Genomic DNA, 22,662 nt, shown 5'->3' with positions numbered 1-22,662 from the left:
ACATAATTTAATTTTGGAGATTACAATGTCTGTATCAAAAGATGATATTTTAGAAGCCGTTGCGAATATGTCTGTAATGGAAGTTGTTGAACTTGTTGAAGCGATGGAAGAGAAGTTTGGTGTTTCTGCCGCTGCTGTAGCTGTTGCTGGTCCTGCTGGTGATGCTGGTGGTGCGGCTGCAGAACAAACTGAGTTTGACGTAGTGCTTACTGGCGCTGGTGCTAACAAAGTTGCAGCGATCAAAGCAGTACGTGCCGCAACTGGTCTTGGTCTTAAAGAAGCGAAGGAAGCTGTAGAAGGTGTTCCATTCACTCTTAAAGAAGGCGTAACTAAGGAAGAAGCCGATGCATTGGCTAACGACCTTAAAGAAGCTGGTGCAGAAGTCGAAGTTAAGTAATTCTTATCTTTGCTGTCTCAACAGCTGCGTGATGGCTGGCGTTTTATAGCGCCGGCCTTTTCGCGTTTTAACAGTGTGTAAAAGTGTGTTAGTAAATTGTGGATAAATACGCTACTACAGTTTTATGCATTCCCAATGGCTTTTTTGCCATTTACTTTCCTGGCAATTTTAGCGTCGAGGTAAACGATGACTTATTCTTTAACTGAAAAGAAACGTGTTCGTAAGAATTTTGCAACACGACCTTCTATTCTTGAAGTTCCTTATTTATTATCCCTTCAGAAGGGTTCTTTCCGTGATTTTCTGCAAATGGATCAAAAGCCATTGGAAAGAGCGAGTGTGGGGTTAAACGCCGCTTTTAGTTCCGTTTTTCCTATCAAGGGTGTGGCTGGTACCGCTGACCTTGAGTATGTTAGTTACCACATGGGTCAACCAGAGTTTGATGTTAAAGAATGTAAACAGCGTGGTGTGACTTACGCTGCTCCTTTAAGAGTCAAAATGCGTTTAGTGATTTATGACAAGGACGCACCTGCAGGGAAACGTCCAGTTAAGGATGTTAAAGAACAGGAAGTTTATCTGGGTGATATTCCGTTAATGACGGACAACGGTACATTTGTAATCAATGGTACCGAGCGTGTCATCGTTACTCAATTGCACCGATCGCCTGGTGTTATTTTTGATAACGATAAAGGGAAGTCGCATTCTTCTGGTAAGTTGTTGTTCAATGCACGAATTATTCCTTACCGTGGTTCATGGTTGGACTTTGAGTTTGACCATAATGACTGTCTGTTCACGCGTATTGACCGTCGTCGTAAATTGCCCGTTTCCATTCTTTTGCGCGCAATGGGATACAGTAATGAAGAGATTCTTGGATCTTTCTTCGAGCAAAATACCATCACCGCTAAAAAAGGCAAGTTCGAACTTGTTTTAAATGCCGACCAGCTTAAAGGACAAACCGCTACCTTTGACATCGAACATGACGGTAAGAAAATCGTACAGGTAGGTAAAAAAATCACGGCACGTACCGTGAAGCAACTAAATGAAGCCGGCATTAAGAAGGTTAAAGTTCCTTCTGAATATTTGCTCGGTAAAGTGTTGGCTACCGGTATTATGGACGCTAATACTGGTGAATTGGTGGCGCGTGCAAATGAAGTGATCTCTCAGGAATTGATTGAAAAAATCATGTTGATGGATAAGTACGAGTTAAGAGTGCTTTATATCGACGAACTTGAAAACGGTCCTTACATCTCCGACACGTTAAATCTTGACTCCACTACTTCTCAGTTAGAAGCGCAGGTTGAGATTTATAGAATGATGCGACCAGGCGAGCCGCCGACAAAAGAATCTTCTGAAGCTTTGTTTAACAGCTTGTTCTTTGATGAAAGCCGTTATGATTTGTCTTCCGTTGGTCGAATGAAACTTAATCGTCGTTTGGGGCGTAAGAGCAATGTTGGTTCAGGTGTCTTGGATAAAGATGACATTACTGATGTTATCCGTGAGTTGATTAATATCCGTAATGGTTTGAGTACGGTGGATGACATCGATACGCTTGGAAACCGCCGTATCCGTGCTGTTGGTGAAATGGCCGAAAATGCTTTCCGTGTCGGTTTGGTTCGTGTTGAGCGTGCGGTTAAGGAGCGTTTGAACCAAGCGGAATCTGATGGTTTGATGCCTCAGGACTTGATCAATGCTAAGCCGGTTTCTGCTGCTATCAAAGAGTTTTTTGGCTCCAGCCAGCTGTCACAGTTTATGGATCAGGTGAACCCGCTTTCTGAAGTCACCCACAAGCGACGTGTTTCTGCATTAGGGCCAGGTGGTCTAACTCGTGAACGTGCCGGGTTTGAGGTTCGTGATGTTCATCCGACGCATTATGGTCGTGTCTGTCCGATCGAAACTCCTGAAGGGCCAAATATCGGTTTGATCAACACCTTGGCGATTTATGCCAAGACGAATGAATATGGTTTCCTTGAGACACCATACCGTAAAGTTGTTAACGGCCAAGTAACGGATGACGTGGAATATGTGTCTGCTATTGATGAAGCCCAATTTGTCATTGCTCAGGCCAGTGCGAACTTAGATGCTGAAGGACGCTTTGTTGATAAGTTGGTGTCTTCACGTCACCAGAATGAATTTACATTGTCGTCATCAGTTGATATCGACTATATGGATGTATCGCCACAACAGATTGTGTCGGTTGCAGCCTCTTTGATCCCATTCCTGGAACACGATGATGCTAACCGTGCCCTAATGGGGGCAAACATGCAACGTCAGGCTGTTCCAACTTTACGTGCTGATAAGCCTTTAGTAGGAACGGGTGTTGAGAAAACTGTCGCCATCGACTCCGGTGTTACCGTGGTTGCCGATCGCGGTGGTGAGGTCGTATCTGCCGATGCGGCACGTATTGTTGTTCGAGTAAACGCCGAAGAGATTCAAGAAGGCGAGACTGGGGTGGATATTTACAACCTGGTTAAGTATCAGCGTTCTAACCAGAACACCTGTATTAACCAGAAACCGATTGTTAAAGCGGGCGAGACGGTTGCACGCGGTGATGTAATGGCCGATGGGCCATCTACTGACCTTGGTGAATTGGCGTTGGGGCAGAATATGCGTATCGCATTTATGCCTTGGAACGGGTACAACTTCGAAGATTCGATTCTGGTCTCTGAGCGTGTGGTTCAAGAAGATCGTTACACCACCATTCATATCGAAGAATTAACTTGTTTGGCGCGTGATACCAAGCTTGGTCCGGAAGAAATTACCGCAGATATTCCAAATGTGGGTGAAGCCGCACTGTCACGTCTTGATGAATGTGGTGTGGTTTATGTAGGTGCTGAAGTTAAACAAGGTGACATTCTGGTTGGTAAGGTCACACCTAAGGGTGAAACTCAATTGACTCCAGAAGAGAAGTTGCTGCGTGCAATCTTTGGTGAAAAGGCTTCGGATGTTAAGGACTCGTCTCTACGTGTTAGCAAGGGGATTGAAGGTACTGTCATTGACGTTCAGGTGTTCACGCGTGAAGGCGTTCAGAAAGATGCCCGAGCTTTGTCAATCCAGGAAGAAGAGCTTTCTAGAATCCGCAAAGATATCGATGAGCAGTATACGATTTTGAAAGAAGATACTTTGGATCGTATCGAAGTCATGCTGGACGGTAAAAAACTGGTTGACGGAACGGTTCTAACTTCAGAGTATCTTGCCACGGTTGATAAAGACAGATGGTTTGCTTTGAATGTGGATGATGCTGAAATTTCACGTCAGTTGGAAGGTCTCGAAACTCAGTTGAAGCAGAAACGCATTGAACTGAATGACGCTTATGAAGAGAAACGCAAGAAGTTGAGCCAAGGTGATGACCTGGCGCCGGGTGTTTCCAAGATGGTTAAGGTTTATGTGGCCATCAAGCGTAGAATTCAGCCGGGTGATAAGATGGCTGGGCGTCACGGTAACAAAGGTGTTATCTCACGTATTTGTCCTGTTGAAGACATGCCGTTTGATGAAACGGGCAGGCCTGTTGATATCTGTTTGAACCCGCTAGGGGTACCGTCTCGTATGAACGTTGGGCAGATTCTTGAAGTCCATCTTGGACTGGCTGCAGAAGGGCTTGGTACTAAAATCAATGCCATGCTCCAGCGTGAAGCAGATATTGCTGAAATGCGTTCATTCTTGGATAAGGTATATAACGAAACTCAAGGTCAGTCGGTTGACTTCTCCGGTTTCAGTGATGATGACATTATCGAGCTTGCACAGAACCTTAAGAAGGGTGTCCCGGTTGCATCAGCGGTATTTGACGGTGTGAACGAAGGTCAGATTAAATCACTTCTTAGATTGGCTGATTTACCAGAATCCGGTCAGATGAAGTTGTTTGACGGTTTAACGGGTGAAGAGTTTGATCGTCCGGTCACGGTTGGTTACATGTATTATTTGAAGCTAAACCACTTGGTTGATGACAAGATGCATGCACGTTCTACCGGTCCTTATAGTCTGGTCACTCAGCAGCCACTAGGTGGTAAGGCTCAGTTCGGTGGTCAGCGTTTCGGTGAGATGGAGGTATGGGCACTTGAAGCTTATGGTGCGGCCTTTACTCTACAAGAGATGTTAACCGTTAAGTCAGATGACTTGAATGGTCGTACTAGAATGTATAAAAACATTGTCGATGGTAACGAGTACATGGAGCCAGGTATGCCTGAATCGTTTAGCGTATTACGCAAAGAGATTCGCGCTTTAGGTATTGATATTGAGTTGGAGCAAGACTAAATGAAAGATTTATTAGGTTTTCTAAAAAAACAAAACGTATCAAGTGATTTTGATGCGATTAAAGTATCACTTGCTTCACCGGAAAAAATCCGTTCTTGGTCATTTGGTGAAGTTAAGAAGCCAGAAACCATTAACTATCGTACGTTCAAACCAGAGCGAGATGGTTTGTTCTGCGCCAAGATTTTCGGTCCAATCCGTGATTACGAGTGTCTGTGTGGTAAATATAAGCGTCTGAAACACCGTGGTGTAATCTGTGAGAAGTGTGGGGTTGAGGTTACTCAGTCTAAAGTCCGTCGTGAGCGTATGGGTCACATTGACCTGGCGACGTCTGTTGCGCACATCTGGTTCTTAAAGTCATTGCCATCACGTATCGGTTTGATGTTGGACATGACCCTGAAAGAGATCGAAGCGGTTTTGTATTTCGAAGCATTCATGGTGGTGGATCCGGGCCTGACTCCCCTAGAGCCTTGGCAATTGCTTTCAGAAGAAGAGTATCTGGACGCATTGGATGAGTATGGCGATGAGTTTGAAGCGCAAATGGGTGCGGAAGCTATCAAGAAAATGCTGCAAGCAATCGACCTGCATGGTGATGCGGTGCGTCTTCGTGAAGAGATCGAGAGTACCAATTCTGAGACTAAGCAGAAGAAGATTTCAAAGCGCCTTAAGCTGATTGAATCGTTTGTCAATTCTGGTAACAAGCCAGAATGGATGATATTGGATGTCTTGCCAGTATTGCCTCCTGAATTGCGTCCATTGGTTCCGCTTGATGGTGGTCGTTTTGCGACCTCGGATTTGAATGATTTATACCGTCGTGTCATCAACCGAAACAATCGTTTGAAACGTTTATTGGATTTAATGGCACCAGATATTATCGTGCGTAATGAAAAACGTATGCTGCAAGAGGCCGTTGATTCATTATTGGATAATGGGCGTCGTGGTCGTGCGGTAACCGGAACCAATAAACGTCAATTGAAGTCGCTTGCTGACATGATTAAAGGTAAGCAGGGTCGTTTCCGTCAAAACCTACTTGGTAAGCGTGTTGACTATTCTGGTCGTTCCGTCATTGTTGTTGGTCCGACACTACGTCTGCACCAGTGTGGTTTACCTAAGAAAATGGCTTTGGAATTGTTCAAGCCTTTCATCTTCAGTAAATTACAGAAGCGTGGTCTTTCACCTACCATCAAAGCCGCTAAGAAAATGGTCGAGCAAGGCCTGCCAGAAGTATGGGACGTGTTGGATGAAGTGATTCGTGAGCATCCGGTACTTTTGAACCGTGCTCCAACACTTCACCGTCTTGGTATCCAGGCTTTCGAACCGGTATTGATTGAAGGTAAGGCAATTAACTTGCACCCATTGGTATGTTCGGCCTTTAACGCCGACTTCGATGGGGATCAGATGGCGGTTCACGTGCCATTGTCGCTGGAAGCGCAGCTTGAAGCGCGTTCTTTGATGATGTCTACCAATAACCTGTTGTCACCTGCAAACGGTGATCCGATTATTGTGCCTTCACAGGATGTTGTACTTGGTTTGTATTACATCACGCGTGAAAGTGTGAATGCCAAAGGGGAAGGTAAAGCCTTTTCTAACTGGCAGGAAGTGGATCGAGCTCTTCAGTCTAAGGTGGTGCACCTTCATACTAAAATCAAGTTGAAGGTAGAAGAAACCGTTATCGATGAAAATGGAACTGAAAGCGTCAGCTCACGTATTGTCGATACGACTGCCGGTCGTGCACTGCTATGCAGAATACTGCCAAAAGGCCTGAGCTTTGACTTGTTGAACTTGAGTTTGACCAAGAAAAATATCAGCTCGGTTCTGAATACTTGTTACCGAGTGTTGGGGCCAAAAGAGACAGTCATTTTTGCCGACCAGCTTATGTATGCCGGTTTTAAATGGTCAACATTGGCAGGCCTGTCATTCTGTTCTGACGACATGTTGATTCCGGACGTTAAAGCCGAGATTATTGACCGAGCTGAAAGCCAGGTTGCGGAAATTCAGGGGCAGTTTGCTCAAGGTTTGGTAACAGATGGTGAGCGTTACAATAAAGTGGTCGATATCTGGTCGCATACGAACGAACTTGTCACCAAGTCTATGATGGATGAATTGCAATTTGAGACCGTGATCGATAAAGAGGGGAATGAGGTCAAGCAGACGTCATTTAACTCTGTCTATATGATGGCAGACTCCGGTGCTCGTGGTTCTGTCGCTCAGATGCGTCAGCTTGGTGGGATGCGTGGTCTGATGGCTAAGCCGGATGGATCGATTATCGAAACACCGATTACAGCAAACTTCCGTGAAGGTTTGAACGTACTTCAGTACTTCATTTCAACACACGGTGCACGTAAAGGTTTGGCCGATACGGCACTTAAAACAGCCAACTCAGGTTATTTAACGCGACGTTTGGTGGATGTTGCACAGGATGTTGTCGTCACTGAAAACGATTGTGGAACGATTTCCGGCGTTAAGATGACCGCTCACATTGAGGGTGGTGATGTTGTAGAAACCCTGAAGGATCGAGTGCTGGGTCGTATCACAAGTGAAGATGTTCAGGCTGCTGACGGCACATTATTGATTCCAAACGGTACTTTGTTGGATGAGAAGTTGGTCAGCTTGATTGATGATAACGGGATCGACCATGTTACTGTTCGTTCACCGATGACGTGTGAAACACGTTTCGGTATATGTCAGCAATGTTATGGTCGTGATTTGGCTCGTGGTCACTTGGTTAATATGGGTGAAGCTGTTGGTGTTATGGCGGCGCAATCCATTGGTGAACCGGGTACTCAGCTGACTATGCGTACTTTCCATATCGGTGGAACGGCATCTGGTTCATCGGCACAAAGTCAGATTGAAATCAAGCATACCGGTACGGCGAAGTGGTATAACCTGAAAACAATCGTAAACTCGGATGGTCAGATTGTCGTGTCTTCACGTTCGGGTGAAATCTCAATTGCCGATGAAACCGGAAGAGAGAAAGAGCGCTATAAGATTCCTTATGGTGCGGTCTTATCGGTTGCAGATGGTGGTTCTGTGACGGCGGGCGATATCCTTGCTCAGTGGGATCCGCATACTCACCCGGTTATTACGGAAGCCGAAGGTGTGGTTCAGTTCGGGAACTTTGAGGGGACAGTCGAAGAGAACATCGATGAGTTAACCGGTTTGACGACTCACGTCGTTAAGGATGCAAAAGAGCGTGCGACTTCTGCAAAAGAAGCCAGACCTTATATTGCATTGCTTGATGATGCCGGTGAAGCCATGTGCTTCCCTGGTACGCAAACTCCGGCCATCTACTACTTGCCTGAAAACGGTATCGTAGTGGTGCAAGAAAGCACTAAGATTGGTGCCGGTGATGTCTTGGCTAGAATTCCACAAGCGAGTTCGAAAACAAAAGATATTACGGGTGGTCTGCCACGTGTGGCTGACCTCTTTGAAGCGCGTCAACCTAAAGAGCCTTCCATTATGGCTGAAGTTGCAGGTGTGGTCGGTTTTGGTAAAGAGACCAAAGGTAAGCAGCGTCTGATCATTACTCAAGACAGTGGCGAGCAGTATGAAACATTGATTCCGAAATGGAGAAGTGTCAGTGTCTTTGAAGGTGAGCGTGTTGAGAAAGGGGATATCGTTGTAGAAGGTAACCCTAACCCTCATGACATCCTGAGACTCTTGGGCATTGAGAAACTAGCAGAATACATTGTTGACGAAGTTCAAGATGTATACCGCTTGCAAGGGGTTAAGATCAACGATAAGCATATTGAAACGATCGTTCGTCAGATGTTGCGTAAAGTTGAGATTAAGGCACCTGGTGATACAGGCCTGATCAAAGGCGAGCAGACTGAGTATGCACGTGTGATTGAATTGAATGAAAAAGCGCGTGAAGAAGGTAAGGTGGAAGCCTCCTTTGAACGTGTGTTGCTGGGTATCACTAAAGCTTCTTTGGCGACTGAGTCATTTATTTCCGCTGCATCCTTCCAGGAAACGACTCGTGTCTTGACTGAAGCGGCTGTAAGTGGCAAGCGAGACAAGTTGATTGGTTTGAAAGAGAACGTAATTGTGGGTCGATTGATTCCTGCAGGTACAGGTTTCGCTTATCATCAGGCTCGTAAAGCCGCTACCGAAGCGACGATGGGTGAACTGCAAGCATTTATGAAACCGGAGGAAGTAGAGTCTTCGGAAGAAGTGGATGCGCTAGATGAAGTGGAAGTCGAAGATATTGGTAACGAAATCTAATTCAGATAATAAATTCAAGTATTTATGCTTGACTTATTCTGAATAGGTAACTAAAATCTTCAATCCTTATTTGCGGCCAAAATGGCCGTAGATTTGTTTGTATGTAAGAGTTAATCTCAAATTTGGAGAAAATTGAATGGCTACTATTAACCAGTTGGTGCGTAAGCCGCGTAAAGATAAGCGTAAGGTATCTAATGTTGCTGCGTTGCAGGCTTGTCCTCAGCGTCGTGGTGTATGTACGCGTGTTTATACAACAACCCCTAAGAAGCCTAACTCTGCTCTGCGTAAAGTTGCGCGTGTACGTTTAACGAATGGTTATGAAGTTTCATCCTATATTGGTGGTGAAGGACATAATCTACAGGAACACTCGGTTATCCTAATCCGTGGTGGTCGTGTAAAAGACTTGCCTGGTGTACGTTACCATACAGTTCGCGGCGCATTAGATTGTGCTGGTGTTGATGGTCGTAAACAAGGTCGTTCTAAGTACGGTGCGAAGCGTCCTAAGGGTTAATGGATAATAAATAATCCTTAACATACGTTTTGCAATTTTAGTGTTACATTTATACCGGAAGAGTTAAGAATGGCTAGAAGAAGAGAAATTCCGAAAAGACAGGTGTTACCTGATCCTAAGTTCGGAGATAAGACTTTAACAAAGTTTGTAAATATGATCATGGTTAGCGGTAAAAAATCCGTTGCCGAAAAAATTGTCTATGGTGCTTTAGACGTTGTGGTTGAGCGTAAGAAAGGTGGGGATCATGCCGCGCTTTTAAAAGAAGCTCTTGATAACGTTGGACCAATGGTTGAAGTTAAGTCACGCCGCGTAGGTGGTGCTACTTACCAGGTACCTGTAGAGGTTCGCCCTGAACGTAAGATGGCTTTAGCCATGCGTTGGTTGGTTGAAGCTTCCAGAAAACGCAGTGAAAAGGGCATGATGCTCCGATTGGCTGGCGAGTTAGGTGACGCGCTAGAAAATCGTGGTTCTGCGATTAAAAAGAAAGAAGATACACACCGGATGGCAGAAGCCAACAAGGCTTTCTCACATTTCCGTTGGTAATCTGATTGAGGCCCGGTTAAGGGCCTTTATTGTTTTGGCATTTAATTAAAAGGTTAATTAACGTGGCACGTAAAACCCCAATTGAAAGATACCGCAATATCGGTATTATGGCGCACATTGATGCGGGTAAAACCACAACTACTGAACGTATTCTTTACTACACAGGTGTGTCTCACAAGATTGGTGAGGTACATGATGGTGGTGCAACAATGGACTGGATGGAACAGGAGCAGGAGCGTGGTATCACCATCACTTCTGCTGCGACAACTGCTCACTGGAGCGGTATGGCAAAGCAGTACCCTGAGCATCGAATCAATATTATCGATACTCCGGGTCACGTAGACTTCACGATTGAAGTAGAGCGTTCACTGCGTGTTCTAGATGGTGCGGTTACCTGTTTCTGTTCGGTATCAGGTGTTGAACCTCAATCAGAAACAGTTTGGCGTCAGGCGGATAAGTATGGCGTGCCACGTATGGGTTACGTCAACAAGATGGACCGAGCTGGAGCAAACTTCCTGAATGTTAATCAAATGGTTATTGACCGTTTGGGCGCTAACCCGGTTCCTATGCAGTTGCCTATCGGTGCTGAAGACACGTTCCGTGGTGTGGTCGACTTGGTCAAAATGAAAGCGATTTACTGGGAAGAAGAAAACATGGGTATGCAGTACACCTATGAAGATATCCCGGAAGATATGGTTGAGCTTTGCCAAGAGTGGCGTGAAAACCTGGTTGAAACTGCTGCTGAAGCTTCTGAAGAGTTGATGGATAAGTACCTGGATGAAGGTGACTTGTCTGAAGATGATATCAAAGCGGGTATCCGTAAGCGTTGTATCGATGTAGAAATCGTTCCAATGTTCTGTGGTTCATCGTTCAAGAACAAAGGGGTTCAAACCTTGTTAGATGGTGTGATTGACTTCATGCCAGCTCCGGTTGATGTGCCTCCTATTCAAGGTGAGTTGGAAGACGGTACCAAAGAAGCTCGTGAATCAAGTGATGATGCTCCATTCGCTTCCTTGGCATTCAAAATCGCAACGGATCCATATGTAGGGACTCTGACATTCTTCCGTGTGTATTCCGGTGTATTGAATGCCGGTAGTGCTGTGTTCAACTCGGTTAAGCAAAAGCGTGAACGTATCGGGCGTATCCTACAGATGCATGCTAACTCTCGTGAAGAGATCAAAGAAGTGCGTGCGGGTGAGATTGCTTGTGCCGTCGGTCTAAAAGATACGACTACAGGTGATACGCTTTGTGATCCGGATCATAAAATTGTTCTTGAACGTATGGAGTTCCCGGATCCGGTTATCTCGATTGCAATCGAGCCAAAAACAAAGGCTGACCAAGAGAAGATGGGTATCGCTCTGCAGAAGCTTGCGGCTGAAGATCCTTCTTTCCGTGTCCATTCGGATGAAGAGACCAACCAAACCATTATCTCTGGTATGGGTGAACTTCACTTGGATATCATTGTTGATCGTATGAAGCGTGAATTTAACGTTGAAGCGAATATCGGTGCACCTCAGGTTTCTTACCGTGAAACGATCAAAAGTGCTGTTGAGGCGGACGGTAAGTTTGTTCGTCAGTCTGGTGGTCGTGGTCAATACGGTCACGTTGTCTTTAAAATTGCTCCTCGCGAAGCAGGCAGTGGTTTTGAGTTCATCAACAGTATCGTTGGTGGTGCTGTACCACGTGAATATATTGGTGCGGTTGAAAAAGGTGCGAAAGCCCAGCTTGAAAACGGTGTCATTGCCGGATTCCCTATGGTTGATGTCAGTGTCGAATTGATCGATGGTTCTTACCATGATGTTGACTCCAACGAAATGGCGTTCTCGGTTGCGGCCGGTATGGGTATCAAGAATGGTGTTGCTGATGCAAACCCGGTTATTCTTGAACCAATCATGGCAGTTGAAGTGACTACGCCAGAAGAATACATGGGTGATATTATCGGTGACCTTAACCGTCGTCGTGGGATGGTATCAAGCATGGATGATATTCCGACAGGTAAGTCGATCAAGGCTGAAGTTCCATTATCTGAAATGTTCGGTTACTCAAACCAGATGCGTTCATTGACACAGGGTCGAGCTAACTACAGCATGACATTCTTGAAATACAATGATGCTCCTAAGAACATTCAGGATGAAATCATTGCAAGTGTCCAAAAAGGCTCTTAAATCTTTTAATTAAATTAATGGCCCTGTTTTCGGATAGGGTCTTTGCTTAATAAGGTGTTTAAAATGGCAAAAGAAAAGTTTGAAAGAACGAAACCGCACGTAAACGTTGGAACGATTGGTCACGTTGACCATGGTAAAACAACTCTAACAGCGGCATTGACAATCGTACAAGGTAAGAAATTCGGTGGAGACGTAAAAGACTACGCTGCAATCGATAACGCACCAGAAGAGCGTGAGCGTGGGATCACTATCTCAACTGCACACGTTGAGTACGAATCAGAAACCCGTCACTACGCACACGTAGACTGCCCAGGGCACGCTGACTATGTTAAAAACATGATTACCGGTGCAGCACAGATGGATGGCGCAATCCTAGTATGTTCAGCGGCTGATGGCCCGATGCCACAGACGCGTGAGCATATCCTGCTATCACGTCAGGTAGGTGTACCATACATCCTTGTTTACCTAAACAAAGCCGACATGGTTGATGATGAAGAGCTAATGGAATTAGTAGAGATGGAAGTTCGTGAACTTCTAGATACCTATGAATTCCCAGGTGATGACACTCCAGTTATCATTGGTTCTGCACTAAAAGCCATCGAAGGTGACCAGTCTGAAATCGGTGAGCCATCTATCCAGCGTCTAATCGATGCACTAGACAGCTACATCCCGACTCCAGAGCGTGCAACTGACAAGCCATTCCTAATGCCTGTAGAAGACATCTTCTCAATCCAGGGTCGTGGTACGGTAGCAACTGGTCGTGTTGAAACTGGTGTGGTTAAAGTAGGTGAAGAGATCGAGATCGTCGGTATCCGCCCAACTCAAACAACCACTGTTACCGGTGTTGAAATGTTCCGTAAGCTTCTAGATCAAGGTGAAGCCGGTGATAACGTAGGTATCCTATTGCGTGGTACTAAGCGTGAAGACATCGAACGTGGACAAGTATTGGCACACAAAGGTACCGTTACTCCACACACCAAGTTCGAAGCTGAAGTTTATGTGCTAGGTAAAGACGAAGGTGGACGTCACACTCCATTCTTCAACGGCTACCGTCCACAGTTCTACTTCCGTACTACTGACGTAACTGGTGCTTGTGAACTGCCAGCAGGTGTTGAAATGGTAATGCCTGGTGACAACGTTCAGATGACCGTTGAGCTAATCAACCCAATCGCCATGTCAGAAGGTTTACGTTTCGCGATTCGTGAAGGTGGACGTACTGTTGGTGCTGGCGTTGTTGCTAAAATCATCGATTAATCAACAGGCCTGTAACAGGCCTGTTGAAAACTAAGTGATTAATAAAAAAGACAAAGTTGTTGTAATGTAACTTTGTTTTGTTTATAATTCGCAACCTCAAATAGCAGTGATTTGAAAAAATCGCTGCTTTTCTTTTTTTTACAAGAAGAGAAATCATAATGGCGACTCAAAATATTCGTATTCGCTTGAAAGCGTTTGATCATAGACTTATCGATCAATCTGCTCGAGAGATTACAGAGACGGCAAAAAGAACTGGCGCACAAGTACGTGGTCCAATTCCTATGCCTACACGTAAAGAGCGTTTTACTGTTCTAGTATCACCGCACGTTAATAAAGATGCGCGTGATCAGTATGAAATCCGCACTCATAAGCGTTTGTTAGACATTGTTGATCCAACTGATAAAACAGTTGATGCATTGATGAAGTTGGACTTGGCTGCTGGTGTTGATGTACAGCTAGAATTTCGTTAAACGTATAGTGGTTGGTCATCAATCGTAATGGCTGACAAAAATAATAATGAGGTATTGAAATGAGTATTGGTCTAGTAGGTAAAAAGATCGGTATGACTCGTGTGTTTAATGAGGATGGTGTTTCTACTCCTGTTACAGTGGTAGAAGTGGCACCAAACCGAATTACACAGCTTAAAACCCTTGAGTCTGATGGCTATGCTGCTATTCAGGTTACAACAGGTACTGTGCATGCAGGTCGTATTAGTAAGCCACAAGCTGGACACTTCGCAAAAGCAGGTGTTGACGCAGGTCGTGGTTTATGGGAATTCCGCGTTGAAGCTGAAGATGAAGTTGAAGGTCTTGAAGTTGGTTCAGAGCTGACTGTTGAGCGTTTTAATGAAATTTCAGTGGTTGACGTTACTGGAACTACCAAAGGTAAAGGTTTTCAGGGTGGTGTTAAGCGACATAATTTTGCTACGCAAGACAACACTCACGGTAACTCCTTGTCTCACCGAGCAAATGGTTCAATCGGTCAAAACCAGACTCCAGGTCGCGTCTTCAAAGGTAAGAAGATGTCTGGACATATGGGTGACGTTCGACAAACAACACAGAACTTAGATTTAGTGAAAGTGGATGCAGAAAATGGTCTTCTATTGATCAAGGGTGCAGTCCCGGGCGCTAAAAATAGTACTGTCATTGTTCGTAAAGCTGTTAAGTAAGGTGGGCATGATGGATTTAAAATTAATTGAGCTTTCTACAGGTAAAGAATCAGGTTCTGTTAAGGTTGCAGATTCTTTATTCGGTGTAGATTTTAATGAGTCTTTGGTTCACCAGGTTGTCAATGCTTATATGGTAGCTGGCCGTTCTGGAACCAAAGGTCAAAAGAACAGAGCTGCAGTAAGTGGTGGTGGTGCTAAGCCATGGAGACAGAAGGGAACGGGTCGTGCTCGTGCCGGTACTAGTCGTAGCCCGATTTGGGTTGGCGGTGGACGTGCTTTCCCTGGTCATAACCGAGACTACTCGCAAAAAGTAAACAGAAAAATGTATCGCGGTGCGATGCGTTCTATTCTTTCTGAACTTAATCGAAGTGGTCGTCTTATCGTTGTTGATGATTTTAAGGTTGATGCGCCTAAAACGAAAGAATTCAATGCTAAGTTGTCACAGTTAAATATTAAAGATGCGTTGATTGTTACTGAAGCGTTTGATGAATATTTGTATTTGTCTAGTCGTAACCTTTACAGTGCGGATGTTTGTGATGTCGCTGGAATTGATCCAGTGAGCTTGGTTGGATTCCAGAATGTTGTTATGACTCAAGGTGCAGTTAAGCGACTAGAGGAGCAATTAGCATGAGCCAAGAAAGAATTTTAAAAGTATTGCTTGCCCCACATGTTTCTGAAAAAGCAGCAATCATTGCTGATCAAGCAGGTCAGTATGTGTTTAAGGTTGTGCCTACTGCTACGAAAACAGAAGTTAAGCAAGCTGTAGAAAGTTTATTTGATGTTAAGGTTCAGTCTGTGAATGTCATCAACATCAAAGGTAAAACTAAGGTTTTCAAAGGCCGTAAAGGTAAGCGAAATGGTGTGCGTAAAGCCATCGTTAAATTGGCTGCTGGTCAAGAAATTGATTTTGCAAGTGCTGAGTAAGGAGTCTAATAATGGCAATTATTAAAAAGTCTAAGCCGACCTCTGCAGGACGCCGTTTTGTTGTCAATGTGGTAGAGCCGACATTGCACAAAGGCAAGCCTCATTCAGCTTTGTTAGAGAAAAAATCAAAGTCTGGTGGTCGTAATAACAATGGTCGTATTACTGTACGCCATCACGGTGGTGGTCATAAGCAACACTATCGCCTAATCGATTTCAAACGTAACAAGACTGGCATTCCAGCGACTGTAGAGCGTTTGGAATATGATCCAAACCGCACTGCGCATATTGCGTTAATTAAATATGCAGATGGTGAACGCGCTTATATCCTAGCACCTAAAAAATTGGTTGCTGGTGATGTGATTGAGTCTGGTGAGAATGTTTCAATCAAAGCGGGTAACTGCCTTCCTTTGCGTAATATTCCGGTTGGTACCATTGTCCATGCTTTGGAAATGCGCCCTGGAAAAGGTGCACAAATTGCACGTTCAGCAGGTGCCTATGCACAAATCGCGGGTCGTGACGGGGCTTATGTTCTAGTTAAGTTACGTTCTGGTGAAATGCGTAAGATCCTGGCTGAATGTAAAGCGACAATCGGAGAAGTTGGTAACTCTGAACACAGTCTGCGTAAATTAGGTAAGGCCGGTGCCACTCGTTGGCGCGGTGTTCGACCTACTGTTCGAGGTGTTGCTATGAACCCTGTAGATCACCCGCATGGTGGTGGTGAAGGGCGTACCTCTGGTGGTCGTAACCCTGTAACTCCTTGGGGTGTGCCTACTAAAGGTAAGAAAACTCGTAGTAATAAGCGTACAGATAAGATGATTGTACGACGTAGAAATAAGTAATAAGGAAGGACACTGATGCCACGTTCAGTTAAAAAAGGACCTTTTGTAGATCACCACTTGTATAAGAAAGTGGTTGAGGCGCAAGAATCTGGTAATAAACGTCCAATTAAAACATGGTCAAGAAGATCAATGATCCTGCCTGAAATGATCGGTTTAACAATTGCCGTTCATAATGGTAAGGAACATATCCCTGTTTTCGTATCTGAAAATATGGTTGGCCATAAATTGGGTGAATTTTCAATGACTCGTACTTACCGTGGCCATGCTGCGGATAAGAAAGCTAAGCGTAAATAGGAGACGATGTAATGCAAGTAAGTGCAACTCATAAATTCGCTCGCATCTCTCCTCAGAAAGTACGCTTGGTCGCGGATATGATCCGTGGAAAAGATGTCGAGACAGCCGTTAATATTTTGGCCTTCAGTGATAAAAAAGCAGCTTCACTTATGAAGACTGTTTTAAATTCAGCGATTGCAAATGCTGAAAATAATGAAGGTGCGGATATTGATGAATTAAAGGTTACAGCCGCTTATGTCAATGAGGGGCCGATCATGAAGCGCATGCGTGCACGTGCTAAAGGTCGCGGTAACCGTATCTTAAAACGTACCAGTCATATCACTGTTACTGTTGGCGAGAAATAAGGAGAATCAGAATGGGTCAAAAAGTAAATCCTACTGGTATCCGACTAGGTATTACAAAAGATTGGAATGCTCGTTGGTATGCTGATAGCAAGAACTATGCTGATTTTCTTGTCAGTGATGTTGAAATTCGTAACGAATTAAACTCTAAATTAAAGCATGCTTCAATTAGTAAATTGAACATTGAGCGTGTTGCTAATGGAATTCGTGTTACGGTTCATACCGCTCGCCCTGGTGTTGTGATTGGTAAGAAAGGTGAAGATATTGAAAAGCTAAAGCAATCTTTGATTAAAAAGACGGGCTTGCCGGTAAATATCAACATTGAAGAAATCAAAAAGCCTGAGCTTGATGCTAAGTTAGTTGCTGAAAGCATTGCTCAACAGCTTGAAAAGCGTATTCAATTCCGTCGTGCTATGAAGCGCGCTGTGGGTAATGCGATGCGTTTAGGTGCCGAAGGTATTAAGGTAACCGTTTCAGGTCGTTTGAATGGTGCTGATATTGCACGTGCAGAATGGTATAGAGAAGGGCGTGTACCGCTTCATACATTCCGTGCAGATATCGATTACGCAACGTTCGAAGCAGATACAACTTACGGAAAAATCGGCGTCAAAGTCTGGATTTTCAAAGGCGAAAAGCTAGGTAAGTTAGCACTGGACGATAATAAACAATCTAAGGGCAAGAAAGGCCGTAAATAAAAGGATAACTAACTATGTTAATGCCTAAACGTACCAAATTTAGAAAAGTTCATAAAGGGCGTAACCGCGGTTTGGCACAAGTTGGAAACAAAGTTAGCTTCGGTGATTTTGGCCTTAAAGCCTTAGAGCGTGGAAGAATGACTTCTCGTCAGATCGAAGCTGGTCGACGTGTTATGACGCGTCATGTAAAGCGTGGTGCTAAAATTTGGATTCGTGTGTTTCCTGATAAGCCGATTACAAACAAACCTCTTGAGGTTCGTATGGGTAAAGGTAAAGGGAGTGTAGAATACTGGGTTGCTCAAATTCAGCCTGGTCGAATCCTTTATGAAATTCAGGGTGTAGATGAAAATTTAGCGCGTGAAGCTTTTGCTTTAGCGGCGGCTAAACTCCCATTTAAAACCCAAGTTGTAACCAGAACGGTGATGTAAATGACTGCAAAAGAACTACATGACAAAACAGTTGATGAACTAAAAGCAGAACTTATTGATTTGCTTAAAGAGCAATTCAACTTAAGAATGCAACATGCAACTGGTCAGTTATCTAACTCTGCGCAATTAAAGACGGTTCGTCGTACAATTGCACGAGTTAAAACCATCATTCGTCAAAAAGTGAGTAAGTAAGAATGGCTGGTCAAGAGAAAAAAGCACGTACAATGCAAGGTGTTGTAGTAAGCAACGGTATGGAGCAATCAATTGTTGTCCGTACAGATCGTTTTATTAAGCACCCTAAGTATAAGAAATTCGTTCGCAAGTCTACTAAAGTTATGGCTCATGACTCTGAAAACACCTGTGGTGTGGGTGACTCTGTCACTATTCAGGAATGTAAGCCATTGTCTAAGAATAAATCTTGGACTTTAGTAAGTGTAGACGAAAAAGCAAAAATTTAAAGTTAATAAACTTAAGTAGCATAGCGTTAAACTATTTGCTATAATAGTTTAATTCGAACCGTTATAGTGGTTAAGCCAATAGGAACTGACCACTGTAGCGGTTTTTGTGCTGTAATAATTTTACTTTTATGGATGGAGTACCACCATGATTCAAATGCAAACAGTGCTTGATGTTGCAGATAACAGTGGAGCACGACGTGTCCAATGTATTAAGGTGTTAGGCGGTTCAAAACGTCGTTATGCCAGCGTTGGTGACGTAATTAAAGTGAGTGTTAAGGAAGCTGCACCACGTGGTAAGGTCAAGAAAGGTGATGTCTATAATGCTGTTGTAGTTCGTACTGCAAAAGGCGTTAGAAGAAACGACGGATCGCTTATTAAGTTTGATGGCAATGCAGCTGTTATTCTTAATGCTAAGCTAGAGCCGATCGGTACACGTATCTTTGGACCAGTTACTCGTGAGCTTCGTAATGAAAAGTTTATGAAAATTGTTTCATTAGCTCCTGAAGTTTTATAAGGATTAAATGATGAATCGATTAAGAAAAGGTGATGAAGTAATCGTCATCACTGGTAAAGATAAAGGAAAGCGTGGTTCCATCTCTGCCGTTTTAGAAAACGGCAAGGTTTTAGTTGATGGAATTAATCTGGTTAAGAAGCATACAAAACCAAATCCTATGACAGGTGTTCAAGGTGGTATTGTTTCTAAAGAGATGCCTATGGACGCTTCAAATGTGGCTTTGTTGAACCCTGAGACTAATAAGGCTGATAAAGTCGGCTTTAAGTTAGAAGGCGAAACCAAAATCCGCTTTTTCAAGTCTACTGGTAAAGCAGTTGATGCTTAAGATAGGTTAGAAGAATGGCAAGATTACAGAAAGTCTACAATGACCAGGTTGTCTCACAATTGACTGAGAAATTTGGTTACAAAACACCTATGCAGGCCCCGCGTTTGTCAAAAATCACCATTAATATGGGTGTGGGCGATGCAATTGGTGACAAAAAAGTATTAGATAACGCTGTATCTGACTTGGAAACTATTGCAGGTCAGAAAGCAGTGAGAACTCTAGCACGTAAGTCAGTAGCGAGTTTTAAAGTTCGTGAAGGTTATCCTGTTGGTTGTAAGGTGACATTGCGTGGTGAAAAGATGTATGAGTTCTTGGATCGACTAATTAATATCGCACTTCCACGTGTACGTGATTTTCGTGGTGTAAACCCGAATGCGTTTGATGGTCGCGGGAACTACAATCTAGGTTTAAAAGAGCAGATTATCTTCCCAGAAATCGAGTTTGAGAAGGTTGATAAAATCCGTGGTATGGATATTAACTTTGCGACGACTGCCGGTTCAAATGAAGAAGCTAAAGCTCTTCTAGAAGCCTTTAATTTTCCATTTAAGAAATAGAGGGTTTTCTTGTGGCTAAGCAATCAATGATTGAAAGAGAAAAGAAACGCGCTAAAGCAGTTGCTAAATATGCAGACAAACGTATTGCATTGAAAAAAGCATCTGTCGATATGTCTTTAAGTTTCGAAGAGCGTATGGAAGCAATGGAAAAGTTGGCTAAGTTGCCACGCAATGCTTCTCCTGTCCGTCAACAGAATCGTTGTCGTTTAACAGGGCGTCCACACGGCGTATATAGAAAGTTTGGTTTGTCACGTAACATGCTACGTCAGTTAGCTATGCAAGGTGATGTTCCTGGTTTAAGAAAAGCCAGTTGGTAAGGATAAATATCTATGAGTATGTCTGATCCAATAGCTGATATGTTAACTCGCATCCGTAATGGCCAAATTGCTGGTCATGCGAATGTTGTAATTCCTTCATCTAAAGTAAAACTGGCAATCGCTAAAGTTTTGTCTGAAGAAGGATTTGTTTCAACGTACAGCGTTAATGAAAAAGATGGTAAATCTGAATTATCAGTTGATCTTAAATATTATGAAGGTAAACCGGTTATTGACATGATCAAACGTGTCAGCCGTCCTGGTCTTCGTGTATATAAGAACAAAGATGAAATTCCAGAGGTAATTGGTGGTCTAGGGATCGCCTTAATTTCAACATCAAAAGGTATTATGACTGACCGTGATGCTCGTAAAGCGGGTATTGTTGGGGAAGTTATTTGCTACGTTGCATAAGGATTTATTATGTCAAGAATTGCAAAGAATCCTGTTGTACTTCCAGCTGGTGTTGAAGTGAATGTTAATGGAAGCGACGTTACTGTCAAAGGCAGTAAAGCAACATTAACAAAGACGTTCAATTCAGCTGTTAAAGTTACACTTGAAGATGGCACTGTTACCTTCGCTCCGGTTGAAGGTGCTGCCAATGGTTGGGCGCAAGCTGGAACGGTTCGTTCATTAGTAAACAGCATGGTTGTTGGTGTTACTGATGGATTTGAGAAAAAGCTACAGTTGGTCGGGGTTGGTTACCGTGCAAACTCGCAAGGTAAAGTCCTTAATTTGACACTAGGTTTTTCACATCCAGTAGAGCATGCTATTCCTGAAGGAATAACCATTGAAACGCCAAGTCAAACAGAAATTGTTGTAAAAGGTGCTGATAAGCAGCTTGTTGGACAAGTTGCTGCAAACATCCGTGCTTACCGCCCACCTGAGCCTTACAAAGGTAAGGGTGTTAAGTATGCTGATGAGCGCATTTTACGTAAAGAAGCTAAGAAGAAATAAGGCTGGAAGTAATTATGGATAAGAAAGCAGCCCGTCTTCGTAGAGCGAAGAAAACAAGAGCTAAAATTAGAGAGTTGGAAGTTCCACGTTTGTGTATCTATCGTACTTCTCAACATATTTACGCTCAATTAATCTCAGCTAATGGTGCTGATGTAATTGCTTCTAGCTCTACTGTACAAGCGGACATTAAAAAAGAAGTCAGCAACACTGGTAATAAAGAAGCTGCTCAAATTGTTGGTAAAGCGATCGCTGAAAAAGCAAAAGCAGCGGGTGTTACCAAAGTTGCATTCGACCGTTCTGGATTCAAATATCATGGACGTGTACAACAATTAGCAGAATCAGCCCGTGAAAGCGGTCTTGAATTTTAAAGGAAGGATGAATTATGTCTTCACGTGAATTACAAGATGGACAAGATGGTCTAGTTGAAAAGCTAGTCTCCGTTCGCCGTCTTGCTAAAGTTGTAAAAGGTGGTCGTGTATTCGGTTTCTCAGCACTTGCCGTTGTCGGTGATGGTGAAGGTCGAGTTGGTTATGGAAGTGGTAAAGCCAGTGAAGTACCAGTTGCGATCAAAAAAGCAATGGAAAAAGCACGTCGTAACATGAAGGATGTACCTCTTAATAATGGTACTCTTCAATATCCAATTAATTACAAGCAGGGTGCAGCTAACATTGTAATGTTGCCTGCCTCTGAAGGTACTGGAGTCATTGCCGGTGGTGCAATGCGTGCAGTGTTAGAAGCAGCGGGTGTTAAAAACGTATTGTCTAAATGCGTTGGTACCACTCGTCCTGTTAACGTTGTTCGCAGTACTGTTAATGCTTTAACCAGCATGAGCAGCCCAGAGAAAATCGCTGCTAAGCGTGGCAAAACTCTAGAAGAGATTTTAGGTGAGTAAAATGTCAGATAATAAATATGTAAAAGTGACATTGGTGAAAAGTACGATTGGGCGTTTGCCAGCACATAAAGCATGTGTGTCTGGCCTTGGTCTGAGAAGAATGCACCAAACAGTTGCCGTTATTGACACTCCAGAAAATCGTGGGATGATCAATAAGGTATCCTACTTGCTAAAGGTTGAGGAAGCTTAAAATGCATTTAAATACTCTAAAACCAGCAGAAGGTTCTAAGTCTGTTAGAAAGCGCGTTGGACGTGGTCAAGGTTCTGGTTTAGGTAAAATGGGTGGACGTGGTCATAAAGGTCAAAAGTCTCGCTCAGGTGGTATGCCTAAAATCGGTTTTGAAGGTGGACAAATGCCTTTACAGAGAAGATTGCCTAAATTAGGTTTCTCTTCACGTAAAGCGTCATATGTTACCGAGATTCGTTTAGACACCCTTTCTAAAGTCGAAGCGGATGTCGTTGATCTAGCAGCCTTGAAGGCAGCTGATCTAATTGGCGAAAAGATTAAATCAGTTAAAGTTGTGAACTCTGGCGAAATTACTAAAGCAGTAAAATTGTCTGGAATCAAAGCGACAGCTGGTGCTAAAGCTGCAATTGAGGCAGCTGGCGGGTCAATCGAAGATTAA

Annotated in this window: 28 protein-coding genes; all 28 read left to right on the top strand. The window is 43.7% G+C overall.

Annotated features, from left to right (window positions below; all coding sequences use genetic code 11):
- The first annotated feature begins 25 nt into the window (after positions 1-25).
- Positions 26-397 (top strand): 50S ribosomal protein L7/L12, encoded by a 372-nt coding sequence (gene rplL / locus B076_RS0110570; protein WP_028487295.1) that lies wholly within the window; start codon positions 26-28, stop codon positions 395-397.
- Positions 398-583: 186 nt separating this feature from the next.
- Positions 584-4,642, top strand: a complete 4,059-nt coding sequence (rpoB, locus tag B076_RS0110565; protein ID WP_028487294.1) for a DNA-directed RNA polymerase subunit beta — start codon at positions 584-586, stop codon at positions 4,640-4,642.
- A complete protein-coding gene (rpoC, locus tag B076_RS0110560) occupies positions 4,643-8,863 on the top strand; it encodes a DNA-directed RNA polymerase subunit beta' (RefSeq protein ID WP_028487293.1) in 4,221 nt (1,406 codons plus the stop codon). It begins immediately after the preceding gene.
- Between the two features lie 136 nt (positions 8,864-8,999).
- Positions 9,000-9,374, top strand: a complete 375-nt coding sequence (rpsL, locus tag B076_RS0110555; RefSeq protein WP_028487292.1) for a 30S ribosomal protein S12 — start codon at positions 9,000-9,002, stop codon at positions 9,372-9,374.
- Between the two features lie 69 nt (positions 9,375-9,443).
- Positions 9,444-9,917 (top strand): 30S ribosomal protein S7, encoded by a 474-nt coding sequence (gene rpsG, locus B076_RS0110550; RefSeq protein WP_028487291.1) that lies wholly within the window; start codon positions 9,444-9,446, stop codon positions 9,915-9,917.
- Between the two features lie 62 nt (positions 9,918-9,979).
- Positions 9,980-12,082, top strand: a complete 2,103-nt coding sequence (gene fusA, locus B076_RS0110545) for an elongation factor G (protein WP_028487290.1) — start codon at positions 9,980-9,982, stop codon at positions 12,080-12,082.
- 63 nt (positions 12,083-12,145) lie between these two features.
- Positions 12,146-13,336: an elongation factor Tu gene (tuf, locus tag B076_RS0110540; RefSeq protein WP_028487289.1), complete on the top strand. Its 1,191-nt coding sequence runs from the start codon at positions 12,146-12,148 to the stop codon at positions 13,334-13,336.
- 158 nt (positions 13,337-13,494) lie between these two features.
- The gene (gene rpsJ / locus B076_RS0110535; RefSeq protein ID WP_028487288.1) at positions 13,495-13,806 is read left to right on the top strand and encodes a 30S ribosomal protein S10; all 312 of its coding nucleotides are present in this window, start codon (positions 13,495-13,497) and stop codon (positions 13,804-13,806) included.
- Positions 13,807-13,865: 59 nt separating this feature from the next.
- On the top strand, positions 13,866-14,504 hold the full coding sequence (gene rplC, locus B076_RS0110530; protein ID WP_028487287.1) for a 50S ribosomal protein L3: 639 nt from the start codon (positions 13,866-13,868) through the stop codon (positions 14,502-14,504).
- A gap of 10 nt (positions 14,505-14,514) precedes the next feature.
- The gene (rplD, locus tag B076_RS0110525; protein ID WP_051347386.1) at positions 14,515-15,135 is read left to right on the top strand and encodes a 50S ribosomal protein L4; all 621 of its coding nucleotides are present in this window, start codon (positions 14,515-14,517) and stop codon (positions 15,133-15,135) included.
- A complete protein-coding gene (rplW, locus tag B076_RS0110520) occupies positions 15,132-15,428 on the top strand; it encodes a 50S ribosomal protein L23 (RefSeq protein WP_028487285.1) in 297 nt (98 codons plus the stop codon). The genes rplD and rplW overlap by 4 nt, the downstream gene beginning before the upstream one ends.
- 11 nt (positions 15,429-15,439) lie before the next feature.
- Entirely contained in the window at positions 15,440-16,267 is an 828-nt protein-coding gene (rplB, locus tag B076_RS0110515; RefSeq protein WP_028487284.1) for a 50S ribosomal protein L2, read from the top strand.
- A 15-nt stretch (positions 16,268-16,282) separates the two neighbouring features.
- Positions 16,283-16,561, top strand: coding sequence for a 30S ribosomal protein S19 (gene rpsS / locus B076_RS0110510; RefSeq protein ID WP_028487283.1), 279 nt, complete (start codon positions 16,283-16,285; stop codon positions 16,559-16,561).
- An 11-nt stretch (positions 16,562-16,572) separates the two neighbouring features.
- Complete coding sequence (gene rplV / locus B076_RS0110505) at positions 16,573-16,905, top strand: 50S ribosomal protein L22 (RefSeq protein ID WP_028487282.1); 333 nt, start codon at positions 16,573-16,575, stop codon at positions 16,903-16,905.
- An 11-nt stretch (positions 16,906-16,916) separates the two neighbouring features.
- Positions 16,917-17,597 (top strand): 30S ribosomal protein S3, encoded by a 681-nt coding sequence (gene rpsC, locus B076_RS0110500; protein ID WP_028487281.1) that lies wholly within the window; start codon positions 16,917-16,919, stop codon positions 17,595-17,597.
- A 14-nt stretch (positions 17,598-17,611) separates the two neighbouring features.
- The gene (gene rplP / locus B076_RS0110495; RefSeq protein ID WP_028487280.1) at positions 17,612-18,025 is read left to right on the top strand and encodes a 50S ribosomal protein L16; all 414 of its coding nucleotides are present in this window, start codon (positions 17,612-17,614) and stop codon (positions 18,023-18,025) included.
- Positions 18,026-18,217, top strand: coding sequence for a 50S ribosomal protein L29 (gene rpmC, locus B076_RS0110490; RefSeq protein WP_028487279.1), 192 nt, complete (start codon positions 18,026-18,028; stop codon positions 18,215-18,217).
- Positions 18,218-18,219: 2 nt separating this feature from the next.
- Positions 18,220-18,483: a 30S ribosomal protein S17 gene (rpsQ, locus tag B076_RS0110485; protein ID WP_028487278.1), complete on the top strand. Its 264-nt coding sequence runs from the start codon at positions 18,220-18,222 to the stop codon at positions 18,481-18,483.
- Between the two features lie 145 nt (positions 18,484-18,628).
- The gene (gene rplN, locus B076_RS0110480) at positions 18,629-18,997 is read left to right on the top strand and encodes a 50S ribosomal protein L14 (RefSeq protein WP_028487277.1); all 369 of its coding nucleotides are present in this window, start codon (positions 18,629-18,631) and stop codon (positions 18,995-18,997) included.
- A 10-nt stretch (positions 18,998-19,007) separates the two neighbouring features.
- Complete coding sequence (gene rplX / locus B076_RS0110475; protein WP_028487276.1) at positions 19,008-19,322, top strand: 50S ribosomal protein L24; 315 nt, start codon at positions 19,008-19,010, stop codon at positions 19,320-19,322.
- Positions 19,323-19,336: 14 nt separating this feature from the next.
- Positions 19,337-19,876, top strand: a complete 540-nt coding sequence (rplE, locus tag B076_RS0110470; RefSeq protein ID WP_028487275.1) for a 50S ribosomal protein L5 — start codon at positions 19,337-19,339, stop codon at positions 19,874-19,876.
- An 11-nt stretch (positions 19,877-19,887) separates the two neighbouring features.
- Complete coding sequence (gene rpsN, locus B076_RS0110465; protein WP_028487274.1) at positions 19,888-20,193, top strand: 30S ribosomal protein S14; 306 nt, start codon at positions 19,888-19,890, stop codon at positions 20,191-20,193.
- Between the two features lie 12 nt (positions 20,194-20,205).
- Entirely contained in the window at positions 20,206-20,601 is a 396-nt protein-coding gene (rpsH, locus tag B076_RS0110460; RefSeq protein WP_028487273.1) for a 30S ribosomal protein S8, read from the top strand.
- 9 nt (positions 20,602-20,610) lie between these two features.
- Positions 20,611-21,144 (top strand): 50S ribosomal protein L6, encoded by a 534-nt coding sequence (gene rplF, locus B076_RS0110455; RefSeq protein WP_028487272.1) that lies wholly within the window; start codon positions 20,611-20,613, stop codon positions 21,142-21,144.
- 14 nt (positions 21,145-21,158) lie between these two features.
- A complete protein-coding gene (gene rplR / locus B076_RS0110450) occupies positions 21,159-21,512 on the top strand; it encodes a 50S ribosomal protein L18 (protein ID WP_028487271.1) in 354 nt (117 codons plus the stop codon).
- Positions 21,513-21,526: 14 nt separating this feature from the next.
- Positions 21,527-22,036, top strand: coding sequence for a 30S ribosomal protein S5 (gene rpsE, locus B076_RS0110445; RefSeq protein ID WP_028487270.1), 510 nt, complete (start codon positions 21,527-21,529; stop codon positions 22,034-22,036).
- Between the two features lies 1 nt (position 22,037).
- Complete coding sequence (gene rpmD, locus B076_RS12740) at positions 22,038-22,226, top strand: 50S ribosomal protein L30 (protein ID WP_038150541.1); 189 nt, start codon at positions 22,038-22,040, stop codon at positions 22,224-22,226.
- Between the two features lies 1 nt (position 22,227).
- A complete protein-coding gene (gene rplO, locus B076_RS0110440) occupies positions 22,228-22,662 on the top strand; it encodes a 50S ribosomal protein L15 (protein ID WP_028487269.1) in 435 nt (144 codons plus the stop codon).

This window comes from Thiomicrorhabdus chilensis DSM 12352 (genome assembly GCF_000483485.1).
In the GTDB taxonomy this organism is placed as follows: Bacteria; Pseudomonadota; Gammaproteobacteria; order Thiomicrospirales; family Thiomicrospiraceae; genus Thiomicrorhabdus; species Thiomicrorhabdus chilensis.
This window is presented reverse-complemented; position numbering and strand designations above follow the sequence as displayed.